This window comes from Glaciecola sp. 2405UD65-10, from assembly GCF_048820975.1.
Taxonomy (GTDB): Bacteria; Pseudomonadota; Gammaproteobacteria; order Enterobacterales; family Alteromonadaceae; genus Glaciecola.
In genome coordinates this window covers 146,807-164,661 of sequence record NZ_JBMEUF010000001.1, presented here as the reverse complement: position 1 = coordinate 164,661, position 17,855 = coordinate 146,807, and the positions used below count along the sequence as shown (strand labels likewise).

The window sequence follows — 17,855 nt, the reverse complement described above, 5'->3', positions numbered from 1 at the left end:
TTTTACACTTATTTCTTTAAATGATCCGCTACTAAAAATGCCATTTCAAGCACTTGGTCAGCGTTTAAACGAGGATCACACTGCGTTTGATACGCTTGTGCTAAATCGTCATCACTAATTTGATAAGCACCACCGGTGCATTCTGTCACGTGCTGGCCAGTCATTTCTAAATGAATACCACCAGCATGCGTACCTTCTGCAGCATGAGCTTGGAAAAAATGCTTAATTTCAGTCAATATAGCATCAAAATTACGTGTTTTATAACCACTTGAAGCCTTAATGGTATTGCCATGCATTGGATCAGAACTCCAAACTACGTGGCGCCCTTCTGCTTTAACGCGGCGTAATAAACGCGGCAGGTTGTCAGCTAGTTTGTCAGCCCCCATACGAGTAATTAGCGTTAAACGCCCTGGGATATTCTGAGGGTTTAATGCATCAATTAAACGAATAAGTTCGTCTTCTTGCATACCTGGCCCTACTTTCACGCCTATTGGATTATTTATACCACTGAAAAATTCAACATGAGCATGATCTAATTGACGTGTTCGCTCACCAATCCACAACATATGCGCTGAGCAATTATACGGCTTGCCTGTAAGCGTATCTATTCGCGTAAGCGCTTGTTCGTAGTTAAGTAGCAAAGCTTCGTGGGAGGTAAATAAACTAGTCTCATGTAGTGAAGCGGTATTTTGGCTATTCACACCAATAACTTGCATGAAGGCAAGCGTATCTTCAATTCTATTAGCAATATCTTGATAACGCTCTTTAAGTGGATTATTTTCCAAAAACGCCATATTCCAGCGATTCACCTGATGTAAGTCAGCCAGTCCGCCTTGAGCAAAAGCACGCAACAAATTAAGTGTAGATGCACTTCTATGGTAAGCGTCAAGCAAACGCGTAGGATCAGGTTCACGTGCTTCTGGTGTAAACTCAAAACTATTAATGATATCGCCACGATAACTTGGTAGCGTAATACCGCCTATTGTTTCGGTATCGGCAGAGCGAGGTTTCGCATACTGTCCTGCCATACGAGCTACTTTAGTAACCGGACAACGCCCTGCAAAAGTCATCACAATTGCCATTTGTAAAATAACTTTGAAAGTGTCTCTTATTTTAGGCGCATTAAACTCATTAAACGACTCAGCGCAATCTCCGCCTTGAAGAAGAAAACCCTTCCCTTGAGATACATCACCCAGTTGCTTATATAATTGACGCGTTTCTTCAGCAAACACTAAAGGTGGATAACTCGCAAGCTTACCCTCAACGTCTTTCAATAATGCCTGATCTTTATAAGTTGGTTGTTGTAGTATTGGCTTTTTCTGCCAACTATCTATGCTCCACTCGCTCACTGCTGTGTCCTTAAATTCATTCGCTTTTATACTGTTGTAAATGCCACGGTATGTGACGTAAATTTTATTATTTTAATAAAAGTGAGAGTAGCATAATCACGCCATAAATTGCGTAATTATAGGATAAATTTTGCAAATTTATTGGGTTTACGCGGGAGAGTGAATGAAATAGCGTTGCTTTTGCACGTCATCATGAATTTCATGAAATGCATGCCCATAAGCCAGCGTCATATTGTGAGTGCTTAAATGTGAATGTGTACTGCCTTGTGCCATTATTGCATTGTCTTTTAGCCAGGCTATGTGCGAAGCTAAGCCAAAACAACTGTTGACGTCATGTGTGCTCATTACAATCGTATTATTCAGCGCTAATATATTCTTAAGTAATGCTTTAAGCTTACATTGGTAAGAAATATCTAAATACTGATATGGCTCATCAAGTAATACTAGTGCTTTGCCGCTTTCAATCGCAGGCCAAATTTGCGTTAAGCTTAGAGCTATATGAAAGCGTTGTTGCTGGCCGCCCGACAATTTACGCAATGATTTAGGCATTAAATCAGACAAACCTAAAGCATCTTCAACAGGCTTGGGTAAGTGTGTTTGCTGGGAATAAAACGTGAGCAATTCTTGCAAGCTTATATCGAACTCAGCTTGCGGCAATTGCTGCAAAAAACACCTTGCTTGGGCTAATTGCGCTAAGGATATATCATCAATAATACGGCCCCTGAGTAATATTTGGCCGGTATCTGCCGCCAGCGTCCCGGCCATTAATGCCAATAAGCTAGATTTACCTGAGCCATTATTACCAAGTAAGTGCCAACACTCTCCCTCAGTAATATCTAAATTCACTGATTTAATTCTTGACCCAACACACGCATTTTTTAATTGAAGCACTTTTTACCAACATTCAGTTATTCAGAAACTGTATTCACTTGAGCAACATATTCATTTAACTTTTCTTGGGCTTGTGCGCCAAATAAAATTTCGCAAGCTTCCACTATACCTTTGGTGTTAATGATATCGGTTTTTCTTAACACCATTTCAATTTTTGAACGCCTGCGTAGAAAATCTTCTAAGTTTGTAATCATTTCACGTCGTGCCGCATAGTGAAGTTCAGCCCGCAAGTATTCAGCGTTTTCTAATAATTGTTCGGCTTGGCTAGGATCGCGCTGAATTTCATCTAATATTTGCAAAGCGTGAATATCATAACGGCGCCACAATCGAGTCGTTAATTTTTCAGATGAATATTCGGGTGTCATGGCATCTAAATCTAAGAGCTTTGCTCTAAATTCAAATTCGCCTTTAATTTTATCATCAGACTCACCATACCAAATAGCGTTCTCGTAGGGTAAATCAAGGCCTAATGACTTCACCAATTGGCTAACTTCTTCTCCAACGTTAATGCAGTCAGTCAGTTTGCCACCAAAAATGCTTAAATATTTGTCTTGCTTGTTTACATCAATAGCATGCTTACGTGATAGCGCAACCCAATCAGCCTTTCCGTCTTGGCCTTTAACAGCAAGAGGCCTCACACCGCAGCGCTCTGAAATAACGTCATCCATAGTTAAGGGTTTATCAAGCGCAAGTAAGGCATTTACATTATCTAATATGAATGTTCGATCGGCATCTGTTACGTGAGTATCAGGGTTTTCTACTTTATCATCGGTTGTGCCAATACATGTTTTTTGCCCCATGGGGATAACGAAAAACAAACGGCCATCAGATGCAAAGAATGCTAGGACTTTGTCTACCTTGGTGATTTTATCAACTATTAAGTGCACACCTTTTGAAAATAAATGCTGATGCTCGGTAGTTTGATGGTTGGCTTGATTGTACGCGTCAACCTTAGGGCCACATGCATTAATGATGACTTTAGATTTTATGTTGAGTTCTTTACCGTTTGTACAATCAGTCGCTTTCGTAAGCCACGTATCACCCTCTTTTGAACTGCCATTTGCACTTACATAGTTGGCAACTACAGCACCGTTGTCCATGGCTGAACGAATAAAATTAAACACAAAGCGAGCGTCATTGTCATGTAAAAAAGCATCTGAATACTCAAATCCTCCCTGCGCATTGCTTACATCAATGGCCGGCTCTAGCGCTTTAATTGCTTTAGCGCCTAAAAAATTGGGCGCTTTGGTGAAGAACCTTCCCATTACCCAGTAAGTTAAAGTACCTAAATATACAAACCATGCGGGAAATCTAAAACCATTCTGTAAGGTAGTTAAAAAACGGATTTCTTGAACCGTTGAAGGGTAGCTGCGCATGAGATGATTTCGGCTTTTGCACAACTTGTTAACTAAAAAATACTCATGGTTTTCAAGGTATTTTATACCGCCCCAAGCTAGGTTTGACGAATTAGATGATGTTTGCCCAGCAAAATCACCTTTGTCTATCATGGCGACTTTTAAGCCTTTTCGTGCAAGCGCTGCTGCAGAAACAGCACCATTAATACCAGCCCCTAATATAAGAACGTCATATTCATCTTCGTTAAGTTTTGATACATTGGTCTCTCGCAACAACATTTTTACATTTCCGCTTTACATATTTGTATGATAAATAATATATTAACCATTTTAGGGTGTAAAAGGCAAATAAAGAGAACAATAAATCTCTTTAAATTACCTAAATTTTGTACGCACTTTTTTACATAACAATACACAGTTAATGCGACGATTCATTTACATAGATTACATTTTACATAATTAATTTATAAATGAATCTTCGCAATGATAATAGCTATTTAAACACAACACACAACAAAAATGAGTCAAACTATGAGCAAGCAAGGTATTTTATCTATAGACCAAGGAACCACTTCAAGCCGCGCAATTGTATTCGCTTTAAATGGCCAGCAAGTGTCAAACATGCAACAAGAGTTTACTCAGCACTATCCGGCGAATGGCTGGGTTGAGCACGACCCCGAAGAAATATGGAAAACAACATTAGAAAGCAGTAAAACGGCACTTGAGCAAGCTAGCAAAAAAGGAGTTAGCGTTGCCTGTATAGGCATCACCAATCAACGAGAAACCACCTTAGTGTGGAATAAGCAAACCGGTAAAGCAATTTATCCTGCAATTGTATGGCAAGACCGCAGAACCGCCCAATATTGTGAATCAATCAAAAAGCAGGAAGAGTTCGTCAGGGCTAAAACCGGCTTACTACTTGACCCTTATTTTTCGGCAACCAAAGTCAAATGGATTTTGGATGAAGTTGAAGGAGCACGCCACCTTGCTAGCCAAGGCAAACTAGCCTTTGGCACGGTAGATAGTTTCTTAATATGGCGCCTAACTGACGGCAAGTCACATGTTACCGATGCAAGCAACGCAAGTAGAACTAATTTATTTAATATTCATACGCAACAATGGGATGCTGAATTATTAGAGCTATTTGATATTCCCGCCAATATGTTACCTGAAGTACTTGATTGCGCTGACGACTTTGGCATTACCAGTAAACGAGTGTTGGGTCAGTCGTTACCCATTAGTGGTGTGGCAGGTGATCAACAAGCTGCGCTTGTAGGGCAATCGTGTTTTAAAGCAGGTGATCTTAAAAGTACCTATGGCACAGGTTGTTTTGCACTTCTAAATACCGGCGAAGAAGCGGTAATGTCGTCACATAAATTATTAACTACCGTGGGTTATAGATTAAATGGCGTAACAAGTTATGCCTTAGAAGGTGCTATTTTCACTGCAGGCGCAAACATCCAGTGGTTGCGCGATGGTATCCACGTATTAGACCATGCTAAACAAAGCCAAGTGCTGGCCGAATCACTTGATTATGACCATGGTGTTTTCCTTGTACCAGGTTTCGCTGGCTTAGGAGCCCCTCATTGGAACCCTAATGCACGAGCAAGCCTATTTGGTATGACGCGTGGCACTGGGCCCGCGCACTTTGCCAGAGCCGCACTTGAAGCAGTATGCTACCAAACCCATGAATTACTAAACGCGATGGAAAATGACGGAATATCATCATCAGCTGTTTGGGTAGATGGTGGCATGGTAGCAAATGATTGGTTGTGCCAGTTTTTAGCCGACATTCTGCAAATTGAAGTACAACGTCCAAAAATTATGGAATCAACCGCGTTGGGGGCTGCCTACTTAGCAGGCTTACAAGAAGGCTTGTATAAAGATTTAGACGATATTGCATCACATAAGGCGGTTGACCGCACCTTTTCACCTGAACTAGGTGAACCAACAAGAGCGAGATTATTAAAAAAATGGCACTTGGCGGTAGAGGCTACCTTAGCGTTTGCTGAATAGTTTATTGATGATTTTTATTAGCAAATAATACGTATAAAAACAGGGGCGCACCTAGGCTCGCCGTTATCATTGATAGCGGCACTTGGGTAGAAAAAATATATTCATTCGCGTTTGCGCACACTAGCATCACGTTCGCGCCCAATATGCCTGACAGAATTTGCACATGCTGATTATTGTACCCATGTATTCGCCTGACTACATGGGGTACCAACAAACCTAAAAATGCTACCGAACCGGCAATCGAAACACTTGCCCCTACCAGTAACGCCACTAATAAAAATATTTGGCGTTGAAGAGACTCAACGTTCACCCCTGCATTAGCCGCAGCTTGAGCGCCTAAGTACAATTTATTCAAGTGGTGTGACTTTAAATACAGCAATATTAATGCAAATATTATAAGCGAACCGGCCACCGTTAAACTGGTGTAGTTGGTATATTGTAAACTACCCATTAACCAAAATGTTAAGCTCTTCATTGCTTGCGCTGGCGCAACAAGGTATAGCCACCCCACTAAGGCACTAAATAGGGTAGAAATGGCAATACCAGCTAGCACAAAACTACTAATAGATTGGCCAATTTTCTTAGCGACCGCAAAAATTAATAAGCCACTTAAACAAGCACCTGCAAAACAAACTAATGGCATCCAGTACATACTATATTCAAAAAACAAAGCGTTTGGAGCTATGCCAATACTGGCAAAAATGAATAAGCAAACAGCCGCCATAAAACTAGCGCCACTTGATACGCCCAGTAAGCCAGGATCAGCTAAAGGGTTTTGTAAGGTTACTTGCAGTGCGGCTGACGCAGATGAAATAGCCCAGCCGACTAAGATTGCAGTTAAATATATAGGAATTTTAATAGCAAAAAGAATGTGTATTTCAGTACTTTTACTTAATTCAGAACTCAGTATAAGGTTTGGAAACAAGTACAATGCGGATAAGAGCAGATTCACTCCAAGATACAGAGCTACATATGCGTACCAAGGTTTACCTTTAACAGGCGGCAATGCTAGCCCGCCTTAAGCGATTGCGACAACTTAAATAAAAGACCATCAGCCGCATCTTCTATTAAATCAATAACTAATTCAAAGGCTTTCCCGCCACCGTAATATGGATCAGGGACTTCTTCAAATTCGCTATTAGCATACGACAAAAATAAACTAATTTTATGCTGCAAATTTTCTGGGCATTTGCGCTTTAAATCACGCACATTAGCCTTATCCATTGCAATAATGTGGTCAAAGGTCTCGAAATCAGCTTCCGTCACTTTTCTGCACTTAAGGCGCGATAAATCATAGCCTTTATGACTAGCGACTTGCTGAGACCGTTTATCTGGCGCGTGGCCATCGTGGTAACCCGCTGTTCCAGCAGAATCTACTTTTACATCAAAGCCATTTTGCATAGCTTTGTGTTTAAAAACGCCTTCAGCAGTGGGAGAACGACAAATATTACCTAAACATACAAAAAGTACTGAGGGCGTGCCCATGTTTTTAAGACCCGTATCTTTATTTTTATTTACTTGAATAAAGTATACAAGAAGCCCAATAGATTTTCATCACATCAATGTTGAGAACATGTGTTTTTATGATTCCTAGCACCTAGTTATCTTAAAGTATGGTTATTTGCCTCAGTGCAACTTATGATGCTTTAGGTCTTCTTCTCGTTTAACCAATACAAAGGTCAAAAACATTTTAGTGGGCAAAGACATGATCATGCCTATTGCAACGCAACAAGCACTTATAATCATCCCTGTGACGCCCATTTGTTCAATTGCCTCGCTGTATAAATGAAAATAAACACCTAGTGCAATTAAACATAATCCAGTTGTCATAATAATCTTTAACACTGTTATTAAGGTTTTGTCAGTCATATACATTATTCGCCCCTTAAGTTACGAAAAATTTGCGCTGTAAATCAAGCACACAAGCATTGTAGAATAAGACCATCGAAGATAAGTTGATGTAAGTCATAATTTAGGAAACAAGAATGAATGTGTTGATGTTAAGTAGCTCAAAATATGCTGAGCACGATTACCTTGCCTATGCAAAAAATTGGATGCTTGAGCATCTGAACGGGGCTAAAACGCTTATTTTCGTGCCTTATGCGGGTGTTTCCATTTCATGGGATGAATACACACAAAAAGTGCAAGACGCCCTACCTATGTATCAAGTAAAAGGAATACACCAATTTGAGGACCCGGTATTAGCTATAAAAGAAGCTGAGGGAATTTTAGTTGGAGGGGGAAATACATTTAACTTACTCCATCAATTGTATAAAAATGCGCTTTTAACGCCCATTCAGGCAAGCGTGAAATTGGGAACCCCTTATATTGGCTGGAGCGCTGGCTCAAATATATGTGGGCAAAGTATTCGTACTACCAACGACATGCCTATAATTGAGCCCGCTTCATTTAATGCACTACACTTTTTGAGCGCCCAACTAAACCCCCATTACACCGATTATGTAGCTCCCCATCATCACGGTGAAACTCGTGATCAACGCATTGAAGAATTTTGTGTATTACACCCTAAAACCCCGGTCATCGCTATTCGAGAGGGCACTGCATTGTTAATTAGGGATAATAAATTAAGTCTGCTAGGGGAATTAAATGGCTTTGTTTTCATTGGCCCCAATAAGTTAGAAATTACAAGCCAACAAGATTTAACTGAATACTTGTAGAAACGACGCGTTTACATGCATGGTGCTTATATCATCAGTCGAGTTTGTGCCGCCTTGATATGGCACTTCTGCTATAAGTGGGCAGCCTAGGGTTTTTAATAAAGTTTCTTTATTTTCCTGCAAATACGGCATATCAGCACTAAGGTGATTTGCCACCCACCCTACGCATTCTAAACCATCTTCTAATATCGCTTGGTAACTCAAAATAGCATGATTTAAGCAACCTAACTTCATGCCTACTACCAATATCACTTTAATTTTACTATCTTTTACGAAATCAGATAAAAATAAGCCTTCATTATTAAGCGGTAATCGCCATCCACCGGCGCCTTCTATCAATAAATACTTTGGTTCATATGTACTGGCGCGCGCTAAACATTTTTGTAAGTCATCAAGCGTAATGCCTTTGTTTACCAATTGAGCCGCAATATGCGGTGCAATTGCAGGCTCAAATGCAATCGGATTGATTACCTCGTAAGGTACTTTTATCGCGCTTTCATTTTGCAAAATTAAAGCATCTTCATTGCGTAAACCTTCTGGCGTAAGCTCACAACCCGCAGAAACTGGCTTTATGCCTAAGGTGGCGCCAAACTTAGCGTTTAGCTGCCTAATAATAAGCTTACTTACTATGGTTTTACCTACATCAGTGTCGGTTCCTGCTACAAAAAAAGTATGCATTTATTTATCTTTATTTTGAATGGTTAAAAAGAGTACTCGGTAAGAAAGCTCAAAAGCTTGAGCCGCGTTGTGCCGTGTTAATTCAAATTCTAAATCGCGCAATTCAGCCCGGCTTATAAAACCTTGCTTTTGTTTACTTGCAGAGCACTGCTGTACTTGAGGCTGGCTTTTTATATTTGCGCCTACTGATTTCACAGAACGAAGTAGATTAAGCAAGCTATCATGCTCAGTGATGTAATTTCTTACTGTACTGGTAACATGCCAGTCAAACATCTTTGCGGTTTCTAGCCACTGCGCTTCACTGGTAAAAGTATTTAAACGTGATGACATGTTTAGGTTTTGCCAAGCCTTGTGAACTTCACTAAATGAGCCATCTACCATAAGGGCAAAAGTGGCGCTTCCCTTAGGTTTTAAGCACCGCTTCACCTCTTTTATAAACGTAAGCGTAGAGGTACACCATTGCAGCGCCATTGATGAATAGAATGCATCAACGGATTTATCTTGAAAAGGTAAGGATTCAAGATCGCCCTGTATCCAATTTGAGCAATGATGTGTGTTTGCCCTAATTGAAGACCGTTTTCCTTCTAACAACATCTTGCGTGATAAATCTAAGCCAAGGTATGCATGCGCACAATTAGCTAGCACTTTATTTGCCTTTGCTGTGCCGCATCCTAAATCAACTAATAAAGCTAAGTCGGCGCGATCTAACTGTGCAAACTCGCGTAAATTGTCCTCAGCAATACGTTCCTGAACATGGGCATTATTATTGTATGAATGTGCGGCCACATCAAAACTAGTCTGAATCGAAGATTTTAAGGAGTGCGTTTTCAATTGTGTATCACCACACTAAGCCCATCAATAAGTGCGTGAACATCTTGTGTTTGATGCAGCGCACTTAAGGTTATACGCAAACGATCAGTGTTTTTAGGCACCGTGGGGGTGCGTATAGCCGGAATCCATAAACCAAGCTCAGCTAGCTTTTTACTATAGGCCATTGCTTTGTTGGGGCACGCCACTATGAGTGCTTGAATAGGACTATTAGAAGGTAATAAATCTAAACCTCGCTCGGCTGCTAATTGCTTAAATGTCGCAATGTTATTGTGCAATAATTCACGTTCTTTACCTGCTTCAATAATGGCTAAAGAAGTACGCGTAGCATAAGCTTGCGCGCCACTAAACGCGGTGCTGTAAATATAGTGTTTAGACGAATTTACCATGTAATCAATCAACGCTTGGCTACCTGCCACAAAGGCTCCGCCTGTACCAACGGCTTTACCAAAAGTTCCCATTACAACATCTACGCTTTCAGATGTAATGTTTGCATCCAAACTCCCAAAACCTGATTTACCTATTACCCCAAATGCATGAGCGTCATCTACCATCAGCCAAGGTCTGTCTTGCGTTTCACTCTCGCTATTTATTAAGCCGGCTAATGTGGCAATTTCACCCTCATCACCGTCCATGCTAAATATACCTTCAGTGGCTACTAAGCTATTGGCAGGTAAATTTCGTAGCTGCTTTTGCGCATGTTCAAAATTGTTATGCTGGTAGCGCAGAAGTTTTGCAGGGGTTTCTAGCGCCCCTTGTATGAACGAAGCGTGCATGTATTTATCACATAGTATATGCCCTGCACTGTTATTGGCTTGGTTAAACAATGCATGACAAATAGCTTGATTTGCACTAAACCCGCTACTAAATAATAAGGCGGCGGGCTTATTTAATACGCTGCATATATCATCTTCCAAGGCTTTATGCTGTTCACTGTAGCCGGTTACTAAGGGAGACGCGCCACTTCCCGTTCCAGTGGCAGCTATACCTTGGGCAAACGCTTGTTGTACTTGAGTGTGCTGGCTTAAGCCTAAATAGTCATTGCTGGCAAAATTAATATAATGCTTGCCCTTAACTTCAATAATGCCATCTTTATTACTTGCAATGCAGCGCCTTTCACGCAATAAGCCTAAGCTTTCTTTTTCTGCTAAATTGGTTCTTAAAAACTCAAATGACATTAAATCTTAGCTGCTTGTTTCAAAGATGATTGAGTCGCATCAATAAATAAGGCATCGGCAGCTACACTTGTATCATTTTGTTCAATTTCTTCATGCAAGGCTGCTGCAAAAGCTTCATCGGAATAGTCGCGTGTTTTCTCTGAGTTAATGCCTAGCTTTTTAAATAATTGCACGTCTTCGTGGGTATCAGGATTTGACGTGGTTAACAGCTTACAGCCATAAAATATAGAATTAGCGCCCGCTAAAAAGCACATTGCTTGCATTTGCTCATTCATATTTTCGCGCCCTGCTGACAAACGCACATGAGATTTAGGCATTAAAATTCTAGCAACGGCAATGGTGCGCACAAATTCGAAAGGTTCTAATTCATCAACATTGTCTAGCGGAGTACCTTTCACCTTTACTAACATGTTAATAGGCACGCTTTCAGGGTGATGCGGTAAATTTGCGAGCTGGCGAAGCAAACTTGAACGGTCATCACTGGTTTCACCCATTCCCACAATGCCACCAGAGCACACATTCATGCCTGCGCCTCGCACGTTATCAAGTGTGTCTAAGCGGTCTTGATAAGTACGAGTGGTAATTATGTCACCATAGTATTCCGGCGAGGTATCTAAATTATGATTATAGTAATCAAGCCCAGCTTGCTTAAGCGCCAAGGCTTGGTCACGGGTAAGCATGCCTAATGTCATACAGGTTTCTAAGCCTAGCTTTTTTACTTCTTTAACCATGTCTGTTACATAGGGCATATCACGTTCTTTAGGATTTCGCCATGCGGCACCCATACAAAAACGAGTTGAACCTGCGGCTTTCGCTTCCTTAGCCCGCTGTATGACTTTTTCTATTTCAAGTAAGCGTTCTTTTTCCAGCCCCGTATCGTACCGGGCACTTTGCGGACAATATTTACAATCTTCAGGGCATGCACCGGTTTTAATGGATAACAAGGTAGATACTTGTACTTGGTTTGGATCAAAATGCTGACGGTGTATGGTTTGAGCTTGAAACATCAAGTCATTAAAAGGCAGTGCAAATAAAGCATTAACTTCGTCAAGAGACCAATCGTGGCGAATAGTTGTATCATGTTGGCTAAAAGCATTTGCCTTATTTGTTTGATGATTTGCGTCAGCAGTAATGGTCATAAAAAGGTTTACTCAGAATTAATTTGCCACTAGTCTATGTGCCATTCGCTATTTGTCAATGCAAATTAAAAGCAAAGCTAAACTACAGGTTAATTTTTGAGCAAATCAATTAGTAATATCGAATTCGATAAGCGCCATATTTGGCATCCCTACACCTCTTCCCACCAACCTTTACCTTGCTACGAGGTGGTACATGCCAGTGGTGTGCATCTACATTTGGCTAGCGGGGAAAAAATTGTTGATGGCATGTCGTCTTGGTGGGCGGCTATTCATGGCTATAACCATCCAATACTAAATGCAGCCGCTCATGCGCAAATCGATAACTTTTCCCACGTTATGTTTGGTGGTATTACCCATCAACCGGCAATTGATCTATGTAAAAAGCTAATTGATATTACGCCTTCAGGCCTTGACCGCGTATTTCTAGCTGATTCGGGCTCGGTGGCAGTAGAAGTCGCCATTAAAATGGCAATGCAGTATTGGGCGTGTCAGGGACGTGCCGAGAAAAATAAACTGCTTGCTCCCAGAAATGGCTATCACGGAGATACTTTCGCGGCAATGTCGGTATGCGATCCGGTAAATGGCATGCATTCTTTGTTCAAAAACTCATTAATTGAACATTATTTTGCACCTGCGCCGCAAACTCGTTTCGGCCAAGCCTGGAACCCCGATGACATTGCGCCCATGCGCGATATACTTGAGACCCATCACAATAGTATTGCGGCATTAATACTTGAACCTGTAGTACAAGGCGCTGGCGGTATGCGCTTGTATCATCCTGAGTACCTTCGTGCTTGCCGGCAATTATGCGATGAATTTGATGTACTGCTCATTTGCGATGAAATTGCGACTGGATTTGGCAGAACTGGAAAATTGTTTGCTTGCAACCATGTTGATATTAGTCCTGACATTATGTGTTTAGGCAAGGCAATTACCGGTGGCTACATGACCCTTGCCGCAACTTTGTGTAGTGATAATGTAGCGCAAGGGGTATGTGAAGGAAGCCCAGGCGTATTTATGCACGGCCCTACATTTATGGGCAACCCACTGGCTTGTGCAGTTGCAAATGCCAGTATTAGCACCTTGCTAGAAAGTAATTGGGAACAAAACGTAGCTAATATCCATAAGGTATTAGCCGCACAGCTTGCCCCCTTGTTAAGCCATGAGGCAGTGGCAGATGTACGAACCCTTGGTGCGATTGCTGTGGTTGAAATGAAACAAGCCGTAAATGTGGCTGAGATACAAAAGGTGTTTGTGGCTAATGGCGCTTGGATAAGGCCTTTCGGAAAGCTTATTTATCTTATGCCGCCGTTTATATCAAACGAAAACGACATTTTAACGCTAACGAATGCAATTAGCGCAGGCATAGAGAAGTGTTGTTAAACACTTCTAAAGTCTGCGGCTACAAGGCCATGTTTTTTCATCAGCTTGTGCATATCGGTTCTATTTCGCCCCGCTAAGTCTGACGCACGTGTTACGTTACCTTCTGTTAGTCGAAGCAAACGACATAAGTACTCATACTCATAGGTATCACGCGCTTCGGTAAGTGTAGGCCAATACTGGTTTTCTTGAGAAAGCGCTTGCTCAACCAAACTACTCGCTATTATTTGTGAGTTGGTTAATGCTACGCATCGCTCAACAACATTCACTAACTGACGCACATTTCCAGGCCATTCATATTTAGACATCATGTTAATAGCATCATCTGCGAATTTAACTACGCTAATTCCATGCTTCTGTGCACTTTGCCTTAATAGGTGTTCGGCCAATATGGGAATATCTTCAAACCTATCTTTCAAGGATGGAATTTCTAGATTCACAACATTTAAACGATAAAATAAATCTTCTCGAAATTCAGCCATATGCATAGCCGATTGCAAATCTTTGTGGGTGGCAGATATTATCCGTACATCAATATCCACACTCTGCGTTGCACCTACAGGGCGAACAGTGCGCTCTTGCAATGCTCTTAATAATTTAACCTGTAAACTAAGGGGCATGTCACCTATTTCATCTAAAAATAAGGTTCCGCCTTCAGCCTCTCTAAACAAACCAACGGTGTTTTGATGAGCGCCGGTATATGCGCCTTTAACGTGTCCAAACAACTCAGACTCAAGTAAATTTTCAGGTAATGCCCCGCAATTAACCGCTACAAATGGCTTATCCTTTCTATTACTCGCTTTGTGAATGGCTTTGGCAAGAAGCTCTTTTCCTGTTCCACTGGCACCTGATATGAGAACACTTACATTTTTATCGGCAACTTGTTCTGCTTGTTTTAACAGCCTAATCATTTCAGGCGAACGAGTAATAATGTCTTCGCACCACTCGCCTAAATGTTGTCGGCTGCTTATTGAAATAGCTTTCAATAGGGTACGGCGCAGTTCAACATGATCCACCGGCTTTGTTAAAAAACTATAAACGCCGCGCTGTGTAGCTGAAATTGCATCTTTAATATTGCCATGAGCGGTCATTAAAATTACAGGTAAATTAGCATGTTTATGAAGTATCTCATCAAAGAAACTTAAGCCATCCATGCCCGGCATTCTTAAATCGCTAAGTACCACATCTATATCATTGTTATACAATAAACGCAGTGCCTGCGTGGCACTTGTTACGCTGCTAACGTCAAAGCCATCATTCTTAAGCCTAATAGACATCAAGCGCAACAGTGTTTCATCGTCATCTACTAAGAGTAATCGAGGTCTCTGCTCTTCAGCTATTTTACCAGTCACCTTTATTAATTCCCATCGTTGTTGTTTTCTAAGTCTAGAGAATCACTTACTTCTAAACTTTGTTTATTTTTTTTAGATATATCGAGCTCTATTTTCAGAAGTTGATCAACCTGTTCTTGCTGCTTCAATATTTCTTCTTCACTTTTACCTAAACGTTTTTCAAGCTTAGTTATCTTTTTGGCTTGCTGCGTATTTACGCGGCTAAGAACGGTAATGGCTGATTCAAGTTCTAACAGTTGCTGGCTATTGTTATATATAAGCCCTAACAACAGTGAATTCATTTTATCACTCGCAAGGTTTTGTAAACTTAGCAGCCAATTTTGTGCACGCAAACGATCTTGGTATGGTGTATCAACGGCTTGGCTTAAAAGCGATTTTTGCAGCACATAGAAGGCATCATCACTTAAGCTTTTTATTAGATCACTTCGCTCTTGCCATGCCATATTTTGAATACTTAGTTGATAACTAATCCAATATTGCGCATCGCAAAATTCGGCGAAAGCGTTTTCTTGGCGATTGTTTTCACATAAAGTCAGGTTTTGCTGATTATTGCTTGTGCTATCAAGCACGCGTTCGGGTAAAATGTTACAGCCAGATAAATACACCGCTACACTTGCACTAGCGAAACATCTTAATACCATTTTACCTTGAAACCATTTACTCATTTACCTCTTTCCTTGGTAATTGAATTCTAAAGCACACGTCAGTGTACTGATGATCGATAATTTTAACATTACCACCTAGCAAACGAGCACAATCACTCACAATTGATAAACCTAAGCCTGCCCCGGTTACTTTGTCGTTACGTGGGTCTTGGCCACGTTTAAACGGTTCGAACAGCTCAACCCTAGAGGCTTTATTAATGGGTTTACCCATGTTCATCACATCAATTACTGTGTGATCACCAATTTCGCTTGCTGACACTATTATCTCAGATTTTAGATTGCCATGTGCAATTGCATTAGTCACTAAATTATCTAAAGCGCGTCTCAATAACTCAGGGTCAGTCACTATCTTTAATGTAGGCTCAACTCTAATTACAATTGACTGCTCATTTTGCGCCAACAGCAGTTTGTAATCATTGCAGCAATCATTAGTTAACTTATACATATTAACTAATTCAAATGTAGGTTCTGCTTGCTGTAATAGCGCGTTGTAATCCAATAGTTTAACAATCAGCAAGTTTAAGCGGTCAGTTGAAGAAATTAAAAGCGACACCACTTCACTTTGCATGTCGCTTAGCTTGCCTACCATGCCTTGCTCTAATATTTCACAGCCCTCTTTGATACTTGCCATGGGGGTTTTTAATTCATGAGCAGCATGACGCAGCAAGGCTGTTCTCACCTTCTCTAATTGTTGCAAACGATCATTCAAACGATATAAATCTTGTTCAACTGCCACTAATTCTCGCGGCCCGTTTCTACTCTTGCGAGGTAATTGATTATCATTTGTTGCTATTGCTTCAATAATATCTTTAAGCTTTTTAACTGGTTTAATAATTAACTGTGATGCTAAAAGTGTTAATCCTAATGACAACACTACCAATGCTAATGTAAACCAACTTTGGCGCACTTGTAATTCTTCTAAAAGAGATTGTTGTGTCATTATTTTAGTATTAATGAGCACCTGAATTTTAAGCCGAAGTTTGGCCTGAGCATCACGCAAAGATGCCAATTGAGCGTCTAATAACATATTGTCGTTAAACGACGTGTATTCTGATAATTGCGATATAATTAATACGAGTTCTCGGCATTCAGCACTTCCATCGCTAAATTCTTCACACAAAAAGGCGACTTTTCGAGAGTAGTTATCAATTGCTTCGTCAGCTAATTCTTGCAATTGGGGTTTAGGTAAAACCTGATATTGGCTTACCAAGCGCTCAACATCATCGCCAAAAGATTCTAGCTCTCTTAGCTCACTGGTCATGAATACAAAAAAACCTGTATTGCTAGCCGTTAACTTACTCACAGAAACAAAATCACTTTTACCTTGCCACAACAGTGCAATTAAAGGAATTAGGGCCATGAAGAAACTGCCAAGTATTAGCTGGCGCAATGAACTAAGCTGCAAGTGCTTTCCAAGTCGAGAAATTTTGCTCGCAAGCATTGCAAATATATTGAAGCGATTCAAGACTAAAAATTCAAATTAAAGAGCGTAAGTGGCGTGACGGTTAACCTTTTAAAATATGAAAAATCCATTTATTGTTCCTACTGATAATTCGAGTCGTAAATAAGTGAGTACGATTTTACTGATCACATAAAAGAAAATTGCAATTCAATTATCGTGCCATTAAAAATATACCATAAAAAACAGCAGCTTATATTTTTTATTTTAAGAATCTTAGCCCGTAAATGTCGCAATTTACCGACACTAAATCTGCACAAAAGTCTTAAATCCAGTTAACTTAGAAGTAAATGTTTGATTTTTAAGTATTTTCAAACTTGTCACCAAGTTGTAACACTGGCTTAATTATTTACACTGTCATGTACAGTGTGGCTAAACTAACAATAGAGATAACTAAGAGAATGATAATATTGACGCCGAATCGGTCACTTTTTCTTCGATTCCGCCTACTACGAAGCGCGATGGTGAAAATAGTTGTGAATAAGCAAACCTGTAATAAACGAAGTAGATTTGCCAAATGTTCTTCTGACCAAAAATTTCGCCCTTCTATTCCCCAGTAATTTTGCACACCGGTAATAAATTCCGGCCTAGCGTAATGAAATAAAATAAGCGCGCTTACCAAAAAGGCCCACGCTAATAAATTTAGGGTCACCACAACGCGATACAACCAATCTTTGGTTCTAGATTGCTTTCGTCGTTCAATAAATCCATCGGGTGAATTTAAGTCTATTCCCGAAACATCGGCCTTTTGCCAATTTTTATTTGTCATATTGCTTATACAGTAGTGGCATCATAATTTGAGTGAAGTATACTATTGTGAATAATTATTAAAATTGCAAACAATCATATCAAGTTTAATGCTATTTTACCTTGTTTGAGCATCTTTA

Annotated in this window: 17 protein-coding genes; 3 read left to right on the top strand and 14 right to left on the bottom strand. The window is 40.4% G+C overall.

What is annotated here, in order from left to right:
* Positions 1-8: 8 nt before the first annotated feature.
* The 3 genes from ACOI22_RS00790 to ACOI22_RS00780 form a co-directional block, all read right to left on the bottom strand.
* Positions 9-1,349 (bottom strand): class II 3-deoxy-7-phosphoheptulonate synthase, encoded by a 1,341-nt coding sequence (locus ACOI22_RS00790; protein ID WP_420669229.1) that lies wholly within the window; start codon positions 1,347-1,349, stop codon positions 9-11.
* A gap of 147 nt (positions 1,350-1,496) precedes the next feature.
* The gene (locus ACOI22_RS00785) at positions 1,497-2,195 is read right to left on the bottom strand and encodes an ATP-binding cassette domain-containing protein (RefSeq protein WP_420669227.1); all 699 of its coding nucleotides are present in this window, start codon (positions 2,193-2,195) and stop codon (positions 1,497-1,499) included.
* A gap of 62 nt (positions 2,196-2,257) precedes the next feature.
* A complete protein-coding gene (locus tag ACOI22_RS00780) occupies positions 2,258-3,874 on the bottom strand; it encodes an FAD-dependent oxidoreductase (RefSeq protein ID WP_420669225.1) in 1,617 nt (538 codons plus the stop codon).
* Between the two features lie 252 nt (positions 3,875-4,126).
* Here ACOI22_RS00780 and glpK point away from each other — a divergent pair, with 252 nt between their 5' ends.
* Complete coding sequence (gene glpK / locus ACOI22_RS00775) at positions 4,127-5,611, top strand: glycerol kinase GlpK (RefSeq protein ID WP_420669223.1); 1,485 nt, start codon at positions 4,127-4,129, stop codon at positions 5,609-5,611.
* A 1-nt stretch (position 5,612) separates the two neighbouring features.
* Here the strand turns inward: glpK and ACOI22_RS00770 are convergent, their stop codons facing one another.
* From ACOI22_RS00770 to ACOI22_RS00760, 3 genes are all read right to left on the bottom strand, one after another.
* The gene (locus ACOI22_RS00770; RefSeq protein WP_420669221.1) at positions 5,613-6,617 is read right to left on the bottom strand and encodes a FecCD family ABC transporter permease; all 1,005 of its coding nucleotides are present in this window, start codon (positions 6,615-6,617) and stop codon (positions 5,613-5,615) included.
* Positions 6,618-6,619: 2 nt separating this feature from the next.
* Positions 6,620-7,096, bottom strand: coding sequence for a low molecular weight protein-tyrosine-phosphatase (locus tag ACOI22_RS00765; protein ID WP_420669219.1), 477 nt, complete (start codon positions 7,094-7,096; stop codon positions 6,620-6,622).
* Positions 7,097-7,237: 141 nt separating this feature from the next.
* Positions 7,238-7,480 carry a hypothetical protein gene (locus tag ACOI22_RS00760; protein ID WP_420672285.1) on the bottom strand — a complete coding sequence of 81 codons (243 nt, stop codon included), beginning with the start codon at positions 7,478-7,480 and terminating at the stop codon, positions 7,238-7,240.
* Positions 7,481-7,596: 116 nt separating this feature from the next.
* Here ACOI22_RS00760 and pepE point away from each other — a divergent pair, with 116 nt between their 5' ends.
* Complete coding sequence (pepE, locus tag ACOI22_RS00755) at positions 7,597-8,289, top strand: dipeptidase PepE (protein WP_420669217.1); 693 nt, start codon at positions 7,597-7,599, stop codon at positions 8,287-8,289.
* On the opposite strand, the gene bioD is transcribed toward pepE, so the two are convergent.
* The 4 genes from bioD to bioB are packed head-to-tail and all read right to left on the bottom strand — an operon-like array spanning position 8,272 to position 12,112.
* A complete protein-coding gene (bioD, locus tag ACOI22_RS00750) occupies positions 8,272-8,967 on the bottom strand; it encodes a dethiobiotin synthase (protein WP_420669215.1) in 696 nt (231 codons plus the stop codon). The two genes, pepE and bioD, sit on opposite strands and share 18 nt — an antisense overlap.
* Positions 8,968-9,798: a methyltransferase domain-containing protein gene (locus ACOI22_RS00745; RefSeq protein ID WP_420669213.1), complete on the bottom strand. Its 831-nt coding sequence runs from the start codon at positions 9,796-9,798 to the stop codon at positions 8,968-8,970.
* A complete protein-coding gene (locus tag ACOI22_RS00740; protein ID WP_420669211.1) occupies positions 9,795-10,973 on the bottom strand; it encodes an aminotransferase class I/II-fold pyridoxal phosphate-dependent enzyme in 1,179 nt (392 codons plus the stop codon). The genes ACOI22_RS00745 and ACOI22_RS00740 overlap by 4 nt, the downstream gene beginning before the upstream one ends.
* Complete coding sequence (gene bioB / locus ACOI22_RS00735; RefSeq protein ID WP_420669209.1) at positions 10,973-12,112, bottom strand: biotin synthase BioB; 1,140 nt, start codon at positions 12,110-12,112, stop codon at positions 10,973-10,975. Before bioB ends, ACOI22_RS00740 begins: the two co-directional genes overlap by 1 nt.
* A 108-nt stretch (positions 12,113-12,220) precedes the next feature.
* Between bioB and bioA the strand changes: the two genes are divergently transcribed.
* Positions 12,221-13,495 (top strand): adenosylmethionine--8-amino-7-oxononanoate transaminase, encoded by a 1,275-nt coding sequence (gene bioA / locus ACOI22_RS00730; RefSeq protein WP_420672284.1) that lies wholly within the window; start codon positions 12,221-12,223, stop codon positions 13,493-13,495.
* On the opposite strand, the gene ACOI22_RS00725 is transcribed toward bioA, so the two are convergent.
* From ACOI22_RS00725 to ACOI22_RS00710, 4 genes are all read right to left on the bottom strand, one after another.
* A complete protein-coding gene (locus tag ACOI22_RS00725) occupies positions 13,492-14,844 on the bottom strand; it encodes a sigma 54-interacting transcriptional regulator (protein WP_420669207.1) in 1,353 nt (450 codons plus the stop codon). The two genes, bioA and ACOI22_RS00725, sit on opposite strands and share 4 nt — an antisense overlap.
* Before the next feature lie 5 nt (positions 14,845-14,849).
* Positions 14,850-15,509 (bottom strand): hypothetical protein, encoded by a 660-nt coding sequence (locus ACOI22_RS00720; protein ID WP_420669205.1) that lies wholly within the window; start codon positions 15,507-15,509, stop codon positions 14,850-14,852.
* Positions 15,502-16,914 (bottom strand): ATP-binding protein, encoded by a 1,413-nt coding sequence (locus ACOI22_RS00715; RefSeq protein WP_420669203.1) that lies wholly within the window; start codon positions 16,912-16,914, stop codon positions 15,502-15,504. Before ACOI22_RS00715 ends, ACOI22_RS00720 begins: the two co-directional genes overlap by 8 nt.
* Positions 16,915-17,317: 403 nt before the next feature.
* On the bottom strand, positions 17,318-17,737 hold the full coding sequence (locus tag ACOI22_RS00710) for a hypothetical protein (protein ID WP_420669201.1): 420 nt from the start codon (positions 17,735-17,737) through the stop codon (positions 17,318-17,320).
* Between the last annotated feature and the right edge of the window lie 118 nt (positions 17,738-17,855).